The organism is Pseudomonas sp. LBUM1641 (assembly GCF_059716235.1).
Map to the genome: position 1 here is coordinate 2,907,426 of NZ_CP166815.1, position 17,570 is coordinate 2,924,995.

9 protein-coding genes are annotated in these 17,570 nt (G+C 62.7%); 6 read left to right on the forward strand and 3 right to left on the reverse strand.

Going from position 1 to position 17,570, the window contains the following annotated elements:
• Nucleotides 1-210 precede the first annotated feature (210 nt).
• The 4 genes from ACA046_RS13315 (at nt 211) to ACA046_RS13330 (ending at nt 12,458) form a co-directional block, all read left to right on the forward strand.
• Nucleotides 211-10,635: an autotransporter-associated beta strand repeat-containing protein gene (locus tag ACA046_RS13315; protein ID WP_497677077.1), complete on the forward strand. Its 10,425-nt coding sequence runs from the start codon at nt 211-213 to the stop codon at nt 10,633-10,635.
• A 217-nt stretch (nt 10,636-10,852) separates the two neighbouring features.
• A complete protein-coding gene (locus ACA046_RS13320) occupies nt 10,853-11,167 on the forward strand; it encodes a type II toxin-antitoxin system RelE/ParE family toxin (RefSeq protein ID WP_459029262.1) in 315 nt (104 codons plus the stop codon).
• Complete coding sequence (locus ACA046_RS13325) at nt 11,160-11,465, forward strand: XRE family transcriptional regulator (protein WP_076016282.1); 306 nt, start codon at nt 11,160-11,162, stop codon at nt 11,463-11,465. Before ACA046_RS13320 ends, ACA046_RS13325 begins: the two co-directional genes overlap by 8 nt.
• A gap of 117 nt (nt 11,466-11,582) precedes the next feature.
• The gene (locus tag ACA046_RS13330) at nt 11,583-12,458 is read left to right on the forward strand and encodes a LysR substrate-binding domain-containing protein (RefSeq protein ID WP_497676734.1); all 876 of its coding nucleotides are present in this window, start codon (nt 11,583-11,585) and stop codon (nt 12,456-12,458) included.
• 11 nt (nt 12,459-12,469) lie between these two features.
• On the opposite strand, the gene ACA046_RS13335 is transcribed toward ACA046_RS13330, so the two are convergent.
• Nucleotides 12,470-12,871, reverse strand: coding sequence for a RidA family protein (locus tag ACA046_RS13335; RefSeq protein ID WP_076016281.1), 402 nt, complete (start codon nt 12,869-12,871; stop codon nt 12,470-12,472).
• Between the two features lie 107 nt (nt 12,872-12,978).
• Nucleotides 12,979-13,524, reverse strand: coding sequence for a hypothetical protein (locus tag ACA046_RS13340; RefSeq protein ID WP_459028367.1), 546 nt, complete (start codon nt 13,522-13,524; stop codon nt 12,979-12,981).
• A gap of 117 nt (nt 13,525-13,641) precedes the next feature.
• Here ACA046_RS13340 and ACA046_RS13345 point away from each other — a divergent pair, with 117 nt between their 5' ends.
• Together ACA046_RS13345 and ACA046_RS13350 are read left to right on the forward strand one after the other, a co-directional pair.
• Nucleotides 13,642-15,195, forward strand: a complete 1,554-nt coding sequence (locus tag ACA046_RS13345) for a DUF726 domain-containing protein (protein ID WP_497676735.1) — start codon at nt 13,642-13,644, stop codon at nt 15,193-15,195.
• 41 nt (nt 15,196-15,236) lie between these two features.
• Nucleotides 15,237-16,556, forward strand: coding sequence for an Nramp family divalent metal transporter (locus ACA046_RS13350; protein ID WP_497676736.1), 1,320 nt, complete (start codon nt 15,237-15,239; stop codon nt 16,554-16,556).
• On the opposite strand, the gene ACA046_RS13355 is transcribed toward ACA046_RS13350, so the two are convergent.
• Entirely contained in the window at nt 16,557-17,489 is a 933-nt protein-coding gene (locus tag ACA046_RS13355) for a LysR family transcriptional regulator (protein WP_459029264.1), read from the reverse strand. It abuts the gene before it with no gap.
• Nucleotides 17,490-17,570 lie beyond the last annotated feature (81 nt).

Genomic DNA, 17,570 nt, shown 5'->3' on the forward strand with positions numbered 1-17,570 from the left:
GTCACCACGGTCAGGTATTTCGACGTCGATGCGTGTTTGGATCTGTATCAGGGGCTTCTACGCATTCATGGATGAAAGGCTTGAACCACGAAGGAGTTTCACGTGGAAAGAAGACTTGCTACTGCCGCTATACCTCGTATTTCTCCTCTTAATCTTGCTATTCGCCTCGGTATTGCCGGCCTGGTTCTAGGCTTGGCGAGCCCGCAGGCGATGGCGGCTTGTACGCCGGCAAGTCCGGCGGCGGGTGGCACGGTCACGTGCAGTGGCGTGCCTTCGCTGCCGTTGTTCTTGAACACGTTCTCCAGTGCAGTGAATGACCTGACCGTCAACGTGGGCTCCGCTGCCCAACTGAACGCGACGCTGGCTGGCCAGGTGCTGAACCTGACGGGCAATAACATCACCTTGAACAACGCGGGCCTTATCGACCCGGCATTGCTCGGGCTGGTCACTGCCTTGAGTGGCGGCGTGGTGCTGGGTAACGCGGGGGCGAGTGTGGTGAACGTCACGAACGCCGCCACCGGGATCATCCGAGGTACTGCGGACCTGCTGGGTGTCAATCTTGCCAGTCTCAATGGTATGGCGCTGAACCTGCAAAACGGCGCCGGCGGCAGCACCAATATTGTGAACAATGGCACCATCGGTTCCACCGCATTGCTCAACCTGTCGCTGTTTGCCGCGGATGCGCCAGTGGTCGCGATTCGCGGGGGCTCGCAAGTCAACGTGATCAACGCCGGCACAATCAACGGGCGGATGGCCTTTGAAAGTTCCTCCACGGGTAATACCTTCATCAACTCCGGTACGATTTCCGGCGGCGTCTCCATGGGGGCGGGCAGCACCAACACCTTTACCGCCATCACCGGTTCGACTATCTCCAGCGGTGGCGGTATCGGGCTTTCGTTGGGTGGCCTGATTGGCGTCAACCTGACCTTTGCTCCTACCGGCCAGGTTGACGGCGGCGCAGGTGGCGTCAACTCGCTGATCCTGCAAAACCCCATTGGCATCGGCGGCGGTACCAGCGGTGTTGGTGTGGCGTCGAGTGCCAGCTACGTCAACTTCAACAACCTGACGGTCAACAGTGGTACCTGGACCCTGCAAGGGCCGCTGGTGAGTGGCAGCACCACCCTCAACGGCGGTATCGCGCAATTCAACAACAACCAGGCATTCGGTAGCGGCGTACTGACCTCCAATGGTGGCGCCCTGGAGGCGAGCACCGGCGGTTTGAGTCTGAGCAACCTGATCAACCTCGGGGCGAGCGGCTTGACCCTGCAAGGTACCAACGCCATCACCCTGGGTAACGTGGTCTCGGGCTCGGGCGGCCTGACCAAGAACGGCACCGGGCAGTTGGTCATCAATGGCGCCAACAGTTACCTGGGCAATACCACCCTCAATGGCGGTTCCGTACAACTGGGCAATAACCTGGCCTTCAGTGCCGGCACGGTGACCATCGGTGGTTCGACAGTGCTCCAGGCGCCCGGCACCATCACACTGAACAACGCACTTGTGCTTAACAGTGCCGTCGGCACCAGCGGCGTCGGCAGCCTCACGCTGGCCGGTAACGTCAGCGGCGCCGGCGGGATCTCCAAGAATGGCAGTGGCAGCCTGACACTTAGCGCGGCCAACTCCGGCTACACCGGTAGCACCGACTTGAATGCCGGCACCTTGATCGTCGGCAACGACAGCTCCCTGGGTTCCGGATCCTTGAACGTAAATGCCGCCGCCAGCCTGGGCAGTACCGGGGCGGCGACGCTGGCCAATAACGTTGCGGTCAACGGCAATTTGACCTTGCTTGGCACTAATGCGCTGACCCTCGGCGGCGTGATATCGGGTTCCGCCGGGCTGATCAAGAATGGCGCGGCCACCCTGACGCTGACCGGCAACAACACTCAAGCCGGGAACACCCAGCTCAACGCCGGCACGCTGCTGGTGGGCAACAATAATGCACTGGGCACCGGCATCCTGAGCACGGCGGCAGGCACCACCCTCGATGCCACTACTGCGGTGACCCTGGCCAACGCGGTGAGCATGGCGGCTGATTTGACCATCGGCGGCACGCAGGCGCTGGGGCTGAGTGGTGTGGTCAGTGGCGCGGGCGGGCTGATCAAGAATGGTGTGGCAGCGTTGACCCTAGGTGGCGCCAATACCTACAGTGGCAACACCACACTTAACGCCGGTTCGCTGATCGTCGGCTCCAATACGGCGCTGGGGGCGGGCGGCATTTTGAACACGGCGGACGGCACCACGCTGGACGCGAGCACCACCGTTGCCCTGACCAACGACATCGGCATAACCGGCAACCTGAACCTTGGCGGGAGCGCTGGCCTGACCCTTGGTGGCGTCGTCTCCGGCAGCGGCGGCCTGACCAAAAATGGCGCGGCCAACCTGGTCCTCAACGGTGCCAACACCTTCCTCAACGGCGTAACACTCAACGCGGGCACGCTCACCGCCGGTAATAACGCAGCCTTGGGCGCCGGTAACCTGACCGTCGCGGGCGCGGCCTCGCTGGACAGCAGTGCCAACGTGACGCTGGCCAACAACATCGCAGTGAACGCCGACCTCAGCGTGGCGGGCAGCAACGCCCTGACCCTGGGTGGCGTGCTCAGCGGCAGCAACCAACTGATCAAGAATGGCGCGGCCAATCTGACCCTCAACGGCGTCAACACCTATCTGGGTGGCACGACGCTCAACGCCGGCAGCCTGACCCTTGGTAATGGCGCGGCACTGGGCACCGGCGCATTGACCGTGGGCGGTGCCAGCACCCTCAACAGCGCCGGCGCGCTGACCTTGGGTAATGCGATCAACCTCAATGCCAACCTGACCGCCGGCGGGGCCAATCCTTTAACCCTCGGAGGCGTTATCGCCGGCGCGGGCGGCCTGATCAAGACCGGTGCCTCAATCCTGACCCTCAACGGCAGCAACACCTACACCGGCACCACCGCGCTGAATGCCGGGACCTTGATTGTCGGCTCCAATACCGCGTTGGGCTCTGGCACGCTGAACGCGTCCAACGGCACCACGCTGGACGCCAGCACCGCCGCCTCTCTGGGCAATTCCATCAACCTCGGTGGCAGTCTGACCCTCGCTGGCAGCAACGCGCTGACCCTCGGCGGCAACGTCAACGGCATCGGAGGCTTGATCAAGAACGGCGCGGCCGACCTGACCCTCAACGGCAGCAATAACTACCTGGGCAACACGACGCTCAGCACCGGCAAGATTATCCTCGGTGCCAACAACGCCTTGGGCAGCGGCGTATTGACCACGGCCGCCAACACCAGCCTGGACGCCAGCACTGCCGTCAGCCTGAACAACCAGATCGGCATGACCGGCCCGCTGACGATTGGCGGTAACGCAGACCTGACATTGGGCGGCGTGATCAGCGGCAATGGCAACCTGGTGAAAAACGGTGCGGCCAACCTGATTCTCAACGGCACCAACACGTTTATCGATGGCACCTCGCTGAATGCCGGTACCTTGACCGTCGGCAGTAATGCGGCCCTCGGCACCGGCGATTTGACGGTGGGCGGCGCAGCGACCCTGGACAGTAATGCCGCAGTGGCGCTGACCAACGCAATTGCCCTCAATGCCGACCTCACCGTCGGCGGCACTCAAGGCCTGACACTGGGCGGCCTTATCGGGGGCACCGGTCAGTTGATCAAGAACGGCGCGGCCAACCTTACCCTCAACGGCATCAACACCTACAGCGGCGGCAGCACCCTCAACGCCGGTACCCTGACGCTGGGCAATGGCGCGGCGCTGGGCGGCGGTAACCTGACCGTGGGTGGTACGTCGACACTGGACAACAGTGCGGCGCTGAGCCTGGGCAATGGGATCACCCTCAACGCTGATTTGAACGTGGCCGGCAATAACAACCTGGCGCTCGGCGGCGTGATCAGCGGCGCTGGCGCCCTGAACAAAAATGGCCTGGCAGACCTGACGCTCAGCGGCACCAACACCTTTACCGGCGCCTTGAATGTCCTGTCCGGCAGTGTCACCACCGCCAGCGCAGGTGCGCTGGGCAATACTTCCGGTGCGAATGTCAGTGCCGGTGCGTCGCTGATCATGGGCAGCGATGCCAGCCTGGCGACCCTCGCCGGCAGCGGTGACGTGCAAGTCAGCGGGAGCAACACGTTGTCGGTGGGCGGTCTCAACGCCAGCAGCACCTTCGACGGTGGCCTGAGCGGCACCGGCGTCCTGGCCAAGGTCGGCACCGGCACCCTCAACCTCACCGGCATCAATGGCCTCACTGGCGACACCAACGTCAACGGCGGCACCCTGAACCTCAGCGGCTCGTTGGGCAGTGCCAATGTCAACGTCAATACCGGCGCGACCTTCACCGGCACCGGCTCGGTACTGGGTGCGCTGAACGTCAACAACGGCGGCCACCTGGCCCTGAGCAGCGGCAATACGCTGTCAGCCGGTTCGCTGGTGATGGCCGGCAGCGGCAACCTGGACGTAGCGCTTGGCGCACCGTCCACCACCTCGTTGCTCAACGTCGGCGGCAACGTGACCCTCGATGGCAACCTGAACGTCACCGATGCCGGCGGGTTTGGCGTCGGGGTGTATCGCTTGATCAACTACACCGGCGCGCTGACCGACCTGGGCCTGAATGTCACCGGCGTGCCGGTGGGCTTCGGCCTCGGCGACCTGGTGGTGCAAACCTCGGTGGGCAATCAGGTGAACGTGCTGGTGGCGGCGCCGAATGCCAATATCCGTTTCTGGGACGGCAGCCAGACCATCGCCAACGGCGTGGTGGACGGCGGCACCGGCAACTGGACGGCTGGCGGCACCAACTGGACCTCGGTCAACGGCCTGGTCAACCAGCCATGGGCCGCTGACTTCGGCGTGTTCCAGGGCGCGGCGGGCACCGTGACGGTGGTGGGCGGGCAATCGTTCACCGGGCTGCAATTCGTCACCGATGGCTACAACCTGGCGACCGGCGCGGCGGGGCAATTGACGGCGGTGAATGGCACCGGCGGCAACACCGCGATTCGTGTCGATCCGGGTTCCACCGCGACCATCGGCGTGGGCATCGACGGCAGCGGCACCCTGGCCAAACTCGACAGCGGCACCCTCGTGCTTAATGGCGCCAACAGCTACACCGGTGGCACCGAGCTTCAGGGCGGGACATTAGTGGTGGGCAGCAACACGGCCCTTGGCAGCGGACAACTGAGCACTTCGTCCGGCACCACGCTGGACAGCAACACGGCCGTGACCCTGGGCAACGGGGTGAGCCTGCTCGGCAACCTGACGGTCGGCGGCAGCAATGCACTGACCCTCAATGGCGTGATTGGCGGTGTGGGCGGGCTGGTCAAGAACGGCGCGGCCAACCTCACCCTGGGAGGCAATAACGCCTTCCTCGGCCCGGTTGCGCTGAATGCCGGCGGGCTGATCCTGGCGTCGAATTCGGCACTGGGCAGCGCCACACTCAATGCCGCCAACGGCACCACGCTGGATGCGGCCACTGCAGTGAGCGTGAACAACGCGATCAACCTGGCCGGTAACCTCGGGATCGGCGGCACGGCCGACCTGACCCTGGGTGGCGCCCTTAACGGCGCCGGCAGCCTGACCAAAAACGGCGGGGCCAACCTGATCCTGAATGGCACCAACGGCTTCCTCGGCGGGATTAACTTGACCGCCGGGACACTCACGGCGGGGAACGCTTCGGCGCTGGGCCTGGGTAACCTGACGGTGGCTGGCGCTTCGAACCTGGACAGCAACACGGCGTTGAGCCTGGCCAATAACATCGTTCTGAACGCCAACCTGGGCGTCACCGGCAGCAATGACCTGACCTTCGGCGGCGTGATCAACGGCGCAGGCGGCGTGAGTAAAAACGGCAGCGCCAACCTGACGCTCAATGGCACCAATACCTACACCGGCGGTACCACACTGAACGCCGGCACCCTGACCCTCGGCGGTGCAACAGCACTCGGCTCAGGCACCTTGACGGTGGCGGGGCCTTCGATGCTGGACAACAGTTCGGCGCTGGTGCTGGCCAACAACGTCACGGTCAACGACAACCTGAGTCTGGCCGGTACCAATAACCTGACCCTGGGCGGCGTGCTGGATGGCGCTGGCACCCTGACCAAAAATGGCGCAGCCGACTTGACCCTCGGCGGCAACAACACTTTCAGCGGCAACTTCAATGTACTCGGCGGTAGCCTGACCACCACCAGTGCCACGGCGCTCGGCAACAACGCCGGCTTGACCCTCGGCGCCGGTACCCAGCTCAACCTCGGCGCTTCTGCGAGCCTTGGCAGCCTGACCGGCAACGGCACGGCACTGATCGGCGCAGGCAATACCCTCAGCCTGGGCGGCGGCAACCAGAGCGGTACCTTTGACGGGGTACTCGACGGTGCCGGGCAACTGAACAAACTTGGCACCGGCACCTTGACCCTCAGTGGCATCAACACCCTGGCCGGCGACTCCAGCGTCAACGGTGGCACCCTGAACGTCAGCGGCTCCCTGGCCAGCGGCAATGTCGCGGTCAACAGCGGTGCGACGCTCACGGGCACTGGCAGCCTTGGCGGCGCCGTCACCGTGGCCGATGGCGGGCACCTGGCAGGCTCGACCGGCAGTACCTTGTCGGTGGGCTCGCTGGTGTTGTCAAGCAACTCCAACCTGGATGTCGGGTTGGGTACACCGGTAGTAGGCGGCGGTAATGCGCTGATCAATGTCGGCGGTAACCTGACCCTCGACGGTAACCTCAACGTCAGCGATATCGGCGGCTTTGGCAGTGGTGTGTATCGCATCATCAACTACACCGGCGGCCTGACCGATAACGGGCTGGTGGTCGGCGCGGTGCCCGGCAGCGTGACGCCGGGGGATCTGCAAGTGCAGACGGCAGTCGGCAATCAGGTCAACCTGCTAGTGACGGCACCCAACAACACCGTGCAGTTCTGGGATGGCAGCCAACTGGTGGGCGACGGCACCATCAACGGCGGCAGCGGCACCTGGGGCACTGGCACCACCAACTGGACCAGTGTGGACGGTACCGTCAACCAGGCCTGGGGCAACAGTTTCGCGGTGTTCCAGGGCACGGCGGGCACGGTCACGGTCAATGGAACGCAAAGCATCACCGGCCTGCAGTTCGCCACCGACGGCTACAGCCTGGTGGACGGCACGGCGGGCGCGTTGAACCTGGTCAATGGCGGCACGGGGAATGCGGCGATTCGGGTCGACCCTAACAACACCGCCACTCTCGGCGTAGCCATCAACGGCGCCGGCACGCTGGGCAAATACGACACCGGCACCCTGGTACTCAATGGCACCAACGGCTATACCGGCGGCACTGCCCTCAACGGCGGCAAGCTGGTGGTGGGCAATGACAGCGCACTCGGCACCGGCGTATTGACGACGGCCAACGGAACAGCGCTGGACAGCAACACGGCGGTCAACCTGGCTAACGCGGTGGTACTGAATGGCGCCTTGAACGTCGCCGGGTCCAACGCCTTGACCCTGGGCGGTGTGGTCAGTGGCAGCGGTAGCCTGGTCAAGAACGGTGCGGCCAGCCTGACCCTCAATGGCAACAACACCTACAGCGGCGGGACGCAGTTGGCGGCAGGCACGCTGATCCTCGGCAATAACAATGCCCTCGGCAGTGGCGCCCTGGGTGTTACCGGCAATTCAGTGCTCGACAGCACGGCGGCGTTGCAACTCAACAATGCGATCAACCTCGGTGCACAACTGGGCCTCGCGGGCACGCAAGACACCACCCTCGGTGGCGTCATCAGTGGCACCGGCAGCCTGGTGAAAAACGGCAATGGTTCACTGCTGCTGACGGGTGCCAACACCTACAGCGGCGGCACCACCTTGAACGGCGGTATCACTTCGGGTGACACCAGCAGCCTGCAGGGCGCGATCGCCAACAATGCGACCCTGACCTTCGAACAGGCGGCGGATGGCACCTACACCGGCAACCTCACCGGCGCCGGGGTGCTGAATAAAAGCGGCACGGGTGACCTGCTGCTCAGTGGCAACAACACCTTTACCGGCGATACCAACGTCAACGCCGGCGGCCTGTTGGTCAATGGCTCGTTGAACAGTGCCAATGTGCTGGTGGGCAGCGGCGCCTCCCTGGGCGGTTCGGGACAACTGGCGGGCACCGTCACGCTGGCGAACGGCTCGACCCTGACCGCAGGCACCGGCGGCACCCCGTTGTCGGTAGGCGGCCTCAACCTGTCCTCGGGAACCAACCTGGACTTCAGCCTCGGCGCGCCGGGCGCTTCTACCTCGGTGGTGAATGTGGCCGGCAACCTGACCCTGGACGGCACGCTGAATGTCACCGACGCCGGTGGCTTCGGCACCGGGGTTTACCAACTGTTCCGCTACGGCGGCAGCCTGACCGACAATGGCCTGGCTTACGGCACGCTGCCTTCGGGCATCCTGCCGGGCGCACTGACCTTGCAAACCGCGCTGGCCAATCAGGTCAACCTGCTGGTGCAAACCACCCCGGGGCAAATCCAGTTCTGGAACGGTGGCACCACCAACCCTGACGGCACGATCACCGGCGGCAACGGTACGTGGGGCCCGGGCACCAACTGGACCGATCCGAACGGCACCCAGGGCCAGGCGTCGACTAACCAGTTCGCAGTGTTTGGCGGGCAGGGCGGGACGGTAACTGTGCTCGGCAATCAAGGCTTTACCGGCCTGCAATTCCTAGATCCGGGCTACTCGCTGGTGGCCGGCGCAGGCGGCACTCTGAGCCCGACCAATGCGCCGGACGGCAGCTTGGCCGCAGCACGGGTTAACGCTGGCGTGACCACGCAGATCGATGCGCCGCTGGTGGGCACAGGCGGTATCAACAAACTGGATGCGGGCACCCTGGTACTGACGGGGGCCAATACCTACACCGGCGGCACCACCGTCAGTGGCGGGACCTTGGCCGGTAACACCACCAGCCTGCGGGGCAATATCCGCAACAACGCACGGTTGCTGTTCACGCAACTGAGCAGCGGGCAATTCAACGGAGTGCTGAGCGGTACCGGTGCGCTGGTCAAGCAGGGCGCGGGTACGCTGCTGCTGACCGGCAACCAGCCGTTCAGCGGCACGGTGGCGGTGGATCAGGGTGTGTTGCAAGTCGGCAACGCGGCCAATCCCAATGCCGTATTCGGCGGGCAGGTTACCGTGGCCAATGGTGCCGGGCTGACGGGCAATGGCAGCGTCGGCTCGCTGGTCAACCACGGTTCGGTGACGCCTGACAGTGGCAAGCTGAGCGTCGCCGGCAATTTCACCAACGCCGCCGATGGCGCGCTGAACCTGGTCATCACCCCGTCCGCCGCCGGCGCCCTGGCGGTAGGCGGCACGGCGGACCTGGCGGGCACGCTGAATGTGGTCAACCTGGCACCGTATGCCGGGCCCACCAGCTACACCTTGTTGACCGCCAGTGGCGGGGTCACCGGTACGTTTGCCGCTACCAACCTTGAGAACCTGGCGTTCCTCAATACCGCGCTCAGCTACAGCCCGAACCAGGTTGCGCTGGCGGTCAGCCGCAATAACGTCAGCTATGCCAGCGTGGCGGCCACCGGCAATCAGCGGGCGGTAGCCGCAGCACTGGGCAGTGGCGCAGCGGTGGGCGGTGAGGCCGTGCAAAACGCATTGCTTAGCGGCAGCGTCGCCGGGGCTCGCGCCGCGTTCGACAACCTGTCGGGGGAAATCCACGCCAGTACCGCCAGCGCCTTGCTCGAAGATTCGCGTTACATCCGTGACGCGGTCAATGAGCGCCTGCGCCAACCCGGTTGCTACCGCCAGGACGATCCACGCAGCAGCCTGGCACCGAGCGAAAATCAGTTGAGCAGCGCCGGTTGCCATGGCGAAATGGTCGGCTGGGCACGTGTGCTGGGCACCTGGGGGCATATGGGCGGCGACAGCAACACAGCCAGCCTGGACCGCAACCTCAGTGGCTTCCTGCTGGGTACCGACAAACAACTGGATGACGCCTGGCGCGCCGGTGTTGCCGCCGGCTACACCCGCAGCGACCTCGACGCCAAGCACCGCAACTCCAGCGCCGACGTCGACAGCTATCACCTGATGGCTTACACCGCGTATCAGCAGGAAGCTTTCGCCGCACGGATGGGCGTGGCCTACAGCTGGCACGACATCGAGAGCAAGCGCGATGTGGCGGTGGGGGGTGTCGGTCAACGTCTGAAGGCCGATTACAAGGCCCGCAGCGCGCAAGTCTTCGGTGAAGTCGGCTACACCATTCAAACCGGCAGCGTCGCACTGGAACCGTTCGCTGGCCTGGCCTACGTCAACTACGACAGCGACACCATCAAGGAGAAAGGCGGCTCGGCAGCCCTGCGCGGTGATGCCGATCAGGACATTACCTTCTCTACCCTGGGCCTGCGTGCCGGCCAGACCATCACCTTGGGCAACGGCTCGAAAATCACCCCGCGGGGCAGCATCGGCTGGCGTCATGCCTTCGGTGATACCAAGCCGGATGCCGACCTGAGCTTTATCAACGGCGGTGGAACTTCATTCAGCACCCAAGGCGTGCCGATTGCCAAAGACAGCGCCGTGCTGGAAGCCGGCATCGACTATCAGATCAGCCCCAACGGCAAGCTGGGCCTGGGTTACTCCGGCCAGGTCTCGCGCAACGACAAGGACCATGCGATGACCCTCAGTTTCTCCCTCGGTTTCTGATCACGACCGAGTTTCTTCAACCGCCCGAAAGGGCGGTTTTTTTTGGGGCGGATAATCGTGCGGGAATAATCTACAAACACTTTCCCGGGGAAAACGGGAGGCTGTGCGCCCCTCAGGCTTCTACAGTTATGCACTTGAGTTTATATTCCATAGACGGCATATTTACATGAGTTGGGACGTTGAATATACGGACTAGTTTGGAGGCTGGTGGGGCGATCTGGATACGAAGGAGCAATCCTCGGTATCGGCCAGCGTGGAGTTGCTGGGCCTTTTGGGGCCAGGCCTGGGGTTTCCCCACAGCAGTGATATCAAGGGGTCGCGGCATGGCAACCTGCGAGAACTGCGGATACAGCACGCGGGGCGACCTTATCGGGTGCTGTACGCATTTGATCCACGCCGGTGTGCCTTATTGCTGATAGGCGGGGACAAAACAGGACGAGGCCGCTGGTATGACGAATACGTCCCGCTGGCTGAGACGTTGTATGACGAACATTTGGAAACACTGCGTAAAGAGGGCCGTCACCATGGCTAAAAAATTCAGTGAGCTTCAAGCTGGCATGACACCGCAAGCTCGGGCCGATGCAGAGCGCATCCTCCAGCAGCACCTGAAAGAAATGCCTCTGCATGAACTGCGCAAGGCGCAACAGATGAGCCAGGACACGTTGGCCAAGGCGCTGAATATCAACCAGGCGGCAGTGTCCAAAATGGAGCGTCGCACCGACATGTATATCAGCACGCTGCGTAACTACATTCGCGCCATGGGAGGGGAACTGGAGATTGTCGCCACGTTTCCTGATGGCCAGGTAAAGATCGAAAACTTTGCCAACTGAGTCATTTTTTCCGTCAGCGCCCGGCCATGTGCCGGGCTTTTTGTTATCTGGAATACCTGTCGCCATTGTGCAGATTTATAGACAATACTTGGCATTCTCGCCCTATCGGCCATCACCATGAACCAACTCCTCGCCATGCGTGCCTTCGTCCGTGTCGTCGAAACCGGCTCCTTCAGCCGCGCCTCCGACCAGCTGGCACTGCCGCGCTCCACCGTCAGCAAACTCATCACCGACCTGGAGAAGCACCTTGGCGTCAAGCTGATGCACCGCACCACCCGTGCGCTGGCGGCGACGCCAGAAGGGTTGGCGTACTACAACCACGCGCTGTGCCTGGTGGCCGAGCTGGATGAACTGGACAATGCCCTGCGCGGGCAGAAGCTCAAGCCCAGTGGTCACCTGAAGGTGGATGCGCCGGCGTCCTTTGCCAATTGCCTGTTGATTCCTGCGCTGGTGGATTTTCATCGCGAGTATCCCGACATCACCATCGCCCTGGGCATCAGCGACCGCGCCGTGAATATTGTGGGGGAGGGTGTGGATTGCGTGCTGCGGGTTGGCAAGCTGGATGACATGGCCATGATCGGCCGCAAGGTTGCGGACCTGGAATATGTCACTTGCGCTGCACCGGGCTACCTGGAACGCATGGGTACGCCCGAGTCTCCCGAAGACCTCGAAAAAAACCACCTCAAGGCCGGCTATTTTTTTGCCGGATCGGGCAAGCCGGAACCATTGATTTTCGAGCAAGGCACGACTCGGTACGAGGTAGGCCAATGCGCCTTTTCGACCAACGAAGGCAACGGCCTCAAGGAAATGCTGCTCGCTGGCCTGGGCGTCGGGCAGCATTTCAAGTCCATCGTTGACTACTACGTCGAGACTGGCCAACTCGTCCCGGTGCTGGCGGACTGGACTCGGCCCGCCACCCCGTTGCACATCATCTACCCCCCCCAATCGACATCAGAACGCGCGGCTGAAGGTGTTTATCGACTGGGTGATTGAGCGGTTCGGCGTCAGGCAATAATTGCCGTCACGCGGATTTCAATACGCATCGCAGGCAGTCCCAGGGCTTCCACCCCCAGTTCGGTCCAGATCGGTGCGTGATTGGGCATGTAATGGCGGTACCACTTGACCATCTGCTCGTTCACCTCGGGAGGAAAACCGCCCACGTGGTAGGAGTTGACGTGAATCACATGCTCCCAGCCGGCACCCGCTTCTGCCAGGGTGCGATCCAGGTTGTGAAAGGCCAGGGCGATCTCGTCGGTGAGGGATTCGGGGATTTGAAACTGGTCATCCCAGCCGCCCTGGCCCGAGGTTTCGACGCGGTTACCCACTTTTACCGCTTGGGCGTAATGCAGGGTTTCGCGGGCAATGTCTCCGTAACCGGGCGTGATGAAAAATTCGGGCTTGCTCATGGTGTTCCTCGGCTTCAATTGACTACCCGGTGACTGTAGTGGACTGAATCCGTGAACAAAATCCCTGGTTTATGTCATCACTGTCCATGGCTGTGCACAATATGCACCTAGCAGTTAAAGACCGGTGCGTAGCGCTCTTCACGTTTTTTGAAGTGGATGGGTGCCATGGGGACTTTTTCACCGTTCACGAAGATATCGGGAAATGTCAGGGTGAAATCGTCCATATCGCCTTGCCCCAAACGCGTACCCGGTTCCTCGCTGCTGTAACGCACCCGGGGATCAAAGCCGGCTTCAAGTGGTTTGATGCTGAGCTGATAGGTTTTGCCCGACGCCAGTTGCACGGTGACCAGTGGCGACGCGGCGCTGACCCACAAAGGCGTGTCAGCTTTCCTGGCCGAGGGGTACAGTCGGCCGAACAGGCGCAATTCGGTGCTGGTTGAGCCGTCCGTCGCCTTAGGCGAGGCGACATACACTAATACGTGCACCCCTTTGAGTTCCGCAGAGAGTGGAGCGAAGCTGATAGCCGCCTTTGGGCCCGGGCAGGTGCGATAGAGCACGGCGTTTTGGCCAACGCTGGATTCAGGGTGCAAATAGGGGCCGGTGCTGCATCCGGCCAGAAGGGCCAGCAGAGAATAGAAAACGTAGCGTTTCAAAGGAACCACTCCATGGTGCATTGAGGGCGCTTGCTGCCCGGGCGGGCAGTTTTTCACATTTACCCCGGCAGTGCTTTGATACTATCGCCCTCCGTCGTCACCAGGAGTCACCGCCACATGCAACACCAGTGGGATGAAATGCACCGTACCCGCAAGCCCACGTTTGTGTTGTGTGGCGAGCCCCAGGGGGATGTGCTCAATCTCTATGTCCATGGTTATTCGGCGTTCTTCAGCCAACAGCAACTGGGCAATTTCTCGCAGCAACTGGCAACCATCGAAGGCTCGACCAACCTGATGCTTTTCTGGCCGGCGGGGCACTTCCTGGAAAACCTGTTTGCACCGTTCAAGGATGTGATTGCTTCGATGCTCGGCGGTGGCGCCCTGGGTGCGGCGACTATCGGGGTGGGCAAGGCGATTGCCTATTTCCTCGACCACTACAAAAGCGTCGAGGCGCGGGTGGATGAGGTCGCCAAAAGTCTGCTGCCCGAGTTGGCCAACTACCTGCACGGCGAGTCGATCAAGGTGCGGCAGATCAACCTGATCGGCCATTCCCTGGGCGCGCGGCTCCTGGTCAAGAGCCTGCTGGCGAGCCCCGAAGTGGCGCGTGAGTTGCCGCTGAACAACCTGTTGCTGATGGGTGGCGCGATTTGTACGTCCAGCCCTTGGGACCTGGTGTCGGCGCCGCTCAAGGGACGAGTGATCAACTGCCATTCGAGCAAGGATTGGGCGCTGGCGCTCAAGCCCGACACCGAGCGCTGCATCGGCCGTTATGCCATCCCGCTGACACCCGCGCTCAAGGCCAAGGTCGCCAATGTGCACCTGGCCAATTTCGACCATGCCGCTTACTGGCCGCAGTTGAAGACGGTGGTGCAGTACACCGACCTGCTGCAGGAGCGCCGGGGCATGATCCGCGCCGATCAGCGCAGCCCTGAAGTGCGCTTTGCCGAAGAGGATGTGGACCTGTTCCCGCTGCTGGTGCAGGCGCGGCCGGAGGAGCTGAAGTTCTTCGCCGAGCTGATGGCGCAAAAGCGCAGTGCCTCGATCGACGCCACAGTGCGCGAACCCTTGAAGCTGGCCATCGAGCTGCAGCGTATGGGCGGCGATACCTTTATGAACCTGGCCCGGGGTCACGGCGTGAGCTATCGCGAAATCGCCCAGGACGTCGCGCAGCGGGTCGGCATCAAGTTTGATGAACCGATCGAGAAAATGGCCCTGGCGGATCTGGAACTGCAAATCGCCGAGCGGCTGATCGAGCAATACAAGGACAAACTCAGCCAGGCCGATCGCCAGGTGTTCGAGGCGGAGCTGAAGGCTGCCGCGCAAAAGGAGCAGGGCTTTTTCAATCGTTTCGATGTCGGGCGTTCAGCCACCACCGCCCTGAGCGGCACCGCGCTGGCCGGGTTGACCGGGTTTATCCTGCGCCGGGGTGCGGCCACGGCCATTCCCGTGGTAGGGCAGGCGCTGGCGGCGGCGATGCTGCTGGTGAGCGGCGTGCGTGCGTTTTCCGGGCCGGCGTATTCCATCACCACCCTGGCGGTGCTGGTGATCGGGGTGATTCGCGAGCGCCTGGAGCGTGAGGCACTGAACCAGGAGATGGATCTGGTGGTCCAGGTGGTAGAGGCATTTGATCTGCCCCGGGAGACGGTGATGCGTACCGTCGCGTCTGACTGATAAGCTGCGTTCACGTCTTGTGTGAAAGCCTGGTACCCCGCGTGAAATTCAGCCTGCCAAAAATCGCTACTGCACCGTTCTGCCCGCCGGAAGTCGCCGGCTCCATCGTCGTTGATCCCCGTGCGTCGTTTTTCAAGCGCGTGCTGAAGTTCGCCGGCCCCGGCTTGCTGATCTCTATCGGCTACATGGACCCGGGCAACTGGGCCACGGCCATCGAGGCCGGTTCGCGCTACGGCTACAACCTGTTGTTCGTGGTGCTGCTGGCCAGCCTGGCGGGGATGGCGGTGCAGTGCCTGTGCTCGCGGCTGGGCATCGCCACCGGCAAAGACCTCGCGCAACTGAGCCGCGAGCGTTACAGCCGGCGCTCGTCGTTTGTGCAGTGGATCCTCGCGGAAATCTCGATCATCGCCACCGACCTCGCCGAAGTCCTCGGTTGCGCCCTGGCGTTTCACCTGTTGTTGGGGGTGTCGCTGACCACCGGGATTGTCATCACTGCCTTCGATACGTTGCTGATCCTGGCCCTGCAAAATCGCGGCTTCCGCCGACTGGAAGCGATCATGCTGGCGCTGGTGGCAACCATCGGCGTGTGTTTCTTTGTCGAGCTGGTGCTGATCAAGCCTTATTGGCCCGACGTGTTCCGTGGTTTCACCCCGTCGCTGTCGGCCATCAGTGACGCCGCACCGTTGTACCTGGCCATCGGCATATTGGGCGCCACGGTGATGCCCCATAACCTGTACTTGCACAGCTCCATCGTGCAAACCCGGCTGTTCGGCAAGGACCTGGCCAGCCGCCAGGATGCGGTCAAACTGGCGCGTATCGACACCATTGGCTCACTGGCACTGGCGCTGCTGGTGAATGCGGCGATCCTGGTACTGGCCGCTGCGGCTTTCCATCAGACCGGCCACACCGACGTGGTGGAAATCCAGGACGCCTACCACCTGCTCGACCCGCTGGTGGGCGGTGCCTTCGCCAGTGTGCTGTTTGGTATTGCGCTGTTGGCTTCCGGCCAGAGTTCCACGTTCACCGGCACCATTGCCGGGCAAGTGATCATGGAAGGCTATCTCAACCTGCGCATTCCCTGCTGGCAGCGGCGCTTGATCACCCGCGGCCTGGCGCTGATCCCGGCGTTTCTCGGGGTGTGGCTGATGGGTGACGATGCCATCGGCAAACTGCTGATCCTCAGCCAGGTGGTGTTGAGCCTGCAGTTGCCATTTGCGTTGTATCCGCTGATCCGCATGACGGGGGACAAGCGCCTGATGGGGCCGTTCGTGAACAGTTTGCCAACGCGGCTGTTGGCTTGGGGTTTGTTTGTGGTGATCAGCGGGGCGAATGCGTGGCTGATCGGGCAGTGGTTGTTTTGATCAACGGTCCCAATACGGCACCGTTCCAAAACACTCGACGAAGTAGTCAATCACCGTCCGCACCTTCAACGACAACCGCCGACTGCCCGGCCACAGCGCCGCAATCTGTTGCGGCTCCAGGGTTGTCGCCACTTCATAGTCGGTCAGCACCGCCTGCAGCGTGCCGGCGCGCAGGCTTTCACCGATCAACCAGGATGGAAACACCACCAGCCCCAGGCCCTGCTCGGCGGCGTGGGTCAGGGTGTCGGCGTGGTTGCCGGTGATCGGCCCCTTGACGCTGTAGGGGGTCCAGTCGTCCTGGTCGCGGCGGAAGAACCAGCGTTGTTGGCCGGTGACGCCCTTGTAGGCCAGGCACTGGTGGTTCACCAGTTCGTCTGGATGCCGGGGCGTACCGAAACGCTCCAGGTAGCCAGGGCTGGCAGCTAGGCGAAAGCGCTGGGGGGCGAAGATTCGCGCCTGCATGCCGGAATCGTTCAGCACGCCAATGCGAAACAGCAGGTCGGTGCCGTCTTGCAACGGGTCGACGTAGGTGTCGGTTTGCTGGATATCCAGTTGCAGCTTCGGATACCGCCGGCACAACTCCCCGAGCCACGGCGATAGATGGCGCTGGCCAAACACCATCGGCGCATTGATACGCACCAGGCCACTGGGTTCGCTTTCCTGTTCCTGCAATGCCTGGCCGGCGACTTCCAGTTGCTCCAGCATCAACCGCGCATGATGCCCCAGCAGGCGGCCGGCTTCGGTAGGGCTGACCGCGCGCGTATGGCGGTACAGCAACTGTTGGCCCAAGGCCTGCTCCATCAACTGGATTTGCCGCGAAATGGAGGAGGGCGCCAGCCCTTCACGGCGTGCGACTTCGGAGAAGCTGCCGTAATCCAGTACCGCGACAAACAGGCGAAGCGCCTTGAAACTCAGTTCGTTCAAGCCCTGCATCATGACTCCGTTCTGTGCGAATTGCGCAAAGGTGTTGTCGGCATGCTCCCATTTATCGCACAGCAGTGCCACCGGATAATG